The sequence below is a fragment of the Parvibaculum sp. genome (assembly GCF_049672805.1).
GTDB lineage: Bacteria > Pseudomonadota > Alphaproteobacteria > Parvibaculales > Parvibaculaceae > Parvibaculum.
This window is the reverse complement of the sequence record NZ_JBATWS010000307.1, coordinates 1-2,888: the sequence shown is the minus strand read 5'-3', so window position 1 is coordinate 2,888 and position 2,888 is coordinate 1. Positions and strand designations below refer to the sequence as shown.

Below are 2,888 nucleotides of genomic sequence, written 5' to 3'. Positions count from 1 at the left end.
CAAGCGCTCTCCCAACTGAGCTATGGCCCCATCCTGTTTGCGGCGCGGTTTGGGAATCGCGCCGACGGTGGCGGAACTTAGGGCCGCTCTCTCAATCAATCAAGAGAAACTTGGCCCTTTGTCCGCCCTTTATCGTGTGTCAGTCGTCGTCGTCGCTCTTACCGCCACGCACGATGCCGGAAACGTCGTCATCGCCGTCCTCGTCATCCGGCAGGAAAGCGTCGTCTGCCTCGTCATCCACGTCCACATCGACATCAACATCGTCGATATCGATGTCAATATCATCATCAGCCGCCAGCTCGTCATCGCGCATGGCGTCGAGCGAGACGTTATCCTCATCATCCAGGATAACCCGCTTGGGTGCCTTTTCCTTCGGTTTCTCAACCGGCTTTGCGCGCTTTGCCTTTGGCCCGGCATCCGGCACATACTCGTGTTTGCACTTGGGGCAGACGACGGGATTCTTGTTCAGGTCGTAAAACTTCGCGCTGCAGCTCGGGCAATCGCGTTTGGTTCCCAACTCGGGTTTGGACAAGTTCTACACTCCCCGCATCCAATTGCGTCTCAGGGCGCGCCCCGTCGGGGTGCGCGGCTCAATGCCTAGAAGGATTTTCCCATTGCCACGTTAAATTGCTCCTGTCAAAACCTATTCGCTCAGCACCGGAACCCCCACCTGAAACGGGTTTCGCACACAGGCCGGAGATCGTCCGGCGACACCTTCAAAGCCGCGCTGGCAGGACCCTTCAATTGACCGCATCACATCGTTCTTCCCCCCGCAGTCTCACCGCCGAACCCTCCTCTGCCCTTGAGGGCTCGATCCGGGTGCCGGGCGACAAATCCATCTCGCATCGCGCGCTGATTTTCGGCGCGCTTGCCGTTGGCGAGACCCGGATCGAAGGGCTTCTCGAAGGGGAAGACGTGCTTGCCACGGCGGAAATCATGCGCCAGTTCGGCGCAACAGTGACGCGCACCGGCGAAGGCGCCTGGTCGGTGCATGGCGTGGGCGTGGGCGGGCTGAAAGAGCCTGAAGCACCGCTTGATTTCGGCAATTCGGGCACGGGCGCCCGCCTCATCATGGGGCTTGTCGCCGGACACCCGATCACCGCGACCTTTATCGGCGACGCCTCGCTGTCGCGCCGCCCGATGGGCCGGGTCATAGACCCGCTGAGCCTTATGGGCGCGCATTTCCATGCCCGCGATGGCGGCAAGATGCCGCTGACGCTGACAGGCGCGCGGCCTGCCATGCCCATCACCTATCGCTCGCCTGTTGCCTCGGCGCAGGTGAAATCCGCCATCCTGCTTGCCGGCCTCAACGCGCCAGGCGAGACCTGCGTGATCGAACCCGTGCCGACGCGCGACCACACGGAGCGGATGCTGCGGGCCTTTGGCGCACAGGTTGATACGCGCGAGGGCGAGGGCGGGCTTGAAATCCGCCTTGTCGGCCAGCCCGAACTCACACCCTGCCCCATCACTGTGCCGGGCGATCCCTCATCTGCCGCCTTCCCTGTGGTGGCCGCGCTGATCGTGCCCGGCTCGGAAGTCATTGTGAAAGGCATCACGCTCAATCCGCATCGCGCGGGGCTTTACACGACGCTGATGGAAATGGGTGGCGACATCGAAGTGATGAACCAGCGCGATGAAGGCGGCGAGCCGGTCGCTGATCTGCGCGTGCGGTCAAGCCGCCTGCGGGGCATTGACGTGCCGCCTGCGCGCGCGGCCTCCATGATCGACGAATATCCGGTGCTTGCCATTGCCGCCGCCTTCGCCGAGGGCGAAACGCGGATGAGCGGTATTCACGAGCTTCGCGTAAAGGAAAGCGACCGTATCGCGGCCACCGCTTCGGGCCTGCGCGCCAATGGCGTGAAGGTTCACGAAACGGAAGACAGCATGACGGTGGAAGGGCGGAGCGGCGATGTGGGCGGGGGCGGCCATGTCGCCACCCATATGGATCACCGCATCGCCATGTCCTTCCTCGTGATGGGGCTCGCGACGCAGAAGCCCGTGACGATTGATGACGGTGCGATGATCGCGACGAGCTTCCCCGATTTCACGCATCTCATGCGTGGCCTTGGCGCCAGCATTATCGGGCAAGGCCAGTGAGCAAGGGCGTGCACAACAGGAGCATCGTCATTGCGGTGGACGGACCTGCCGCCTCCGGCAAGGGCACGCTGGCGCGCCGCCTTGCCACCCATTACGGCTTTGCCTATCTCGACACGGGCTCGCTCTACCGGGCCGTCGGTCAGGCGGTGCGGGCGGGGGGTGGTGACCCGGCTGACAAGGAAGCAGCCCTTGCCGCCGCAAAAGCGCTTGATGTTTCCCGGATCGACGAGCAGGCGATCCGCACGGCAGAGGCAGGCGAGGCTGCCTCCCTCGTTGCCGTGATGCCCGAGGTCCGGGCGGCTATCCTCCATTTTCAGCGCGATTTCGCCTCACGCCCCCCTCAGGGCGAGCCGGGTGCCGTGCTGGACGGGCGGGACATCGGCACGGTGGTCTGCCCCGGCGCCCAGGCCAAGCTTTTCGTGACGGCAAGGCCGGAAATCCGGGCACGCCGCCGGTGGCTCGAACTCAAGAATTCGGGGGCAGACGTCACCGAGGCACAAGTCCTTGATGATATTGTCGAAAGGGACCGGCGAGACGCCGAGCGGGCAGCCAGCCCCATGAAGCCCGCCGAGGACGCGCACTTGCTCGATACCTCCGATTTGAGTATAGAAGCGGCGTTCGGCGCAGCCGTCGCGATCATAGATAAAGCATTGGGTTGAGTGCGTTTTCGCCCCCACGGGCGAGCGCCTTTTTTCGCATTTGCAGATGCTGTGGCAGGCGGAGGTTCCGGGCATATCCGCAACCCCTAACCGAGTGCCCAATCCATATGCTCCCTTGCGACTAAACGATTT

At 63.4% G+C, this 2,888-nt stretch carries 3 protein-coding genes; 2 read left to right on the top strand and 1 reads right to left on the bottom strand.

Annotated elements, in window-relative coordinates:
- Positions 1 to 139 precede the first annotated feature (139 nt).
- Positions 140 to 532, bottom strand: a complete 393-nt coding sequence (locus tag WBF74_RS09760; protein WP_424438833.1) for a TIGR02300 family protein — start codon at positions 530 to 532, stop codon at positions 140 to 142.
- Positions 533 to 744: 212 nt separating this feature from the next.
- Here WBF74_RS09760 and aroA point away from each other — a divergent pair, with 212 nt between their 5' ends.
- Both aroA and cmk read left to right on the top strand, forming a co-directional pair.
- Complete coding sequence (gene aroA / locus WBF74_RS09755) at positions 745 to 2,097, top strand: 3-phosphoshikimate 1-carboxyvinyltransferase (protein ID WP_424438830.1); 1,353 nt, start codon at positions 745 to 747, stop codon at positions 2,095 to 2,097.
- A 23-nt stretch (positions 2,098 to 2,120) separates the two neighbouring features.
- Positions 2,121 to 2,756, top strand: coding sequence for a (d)CMP kinase (gene cmk / locus WBF74_RS09750; RefSeq protein ID WP_424438836.1), 636 nt, complete (start codon positions 2,121 to 2,123; stop codon positions 2,754 to 2,756).
- The last annotated feature ends 132 nt before the right edge of the window (positions 2,757 to 2,888 follow it).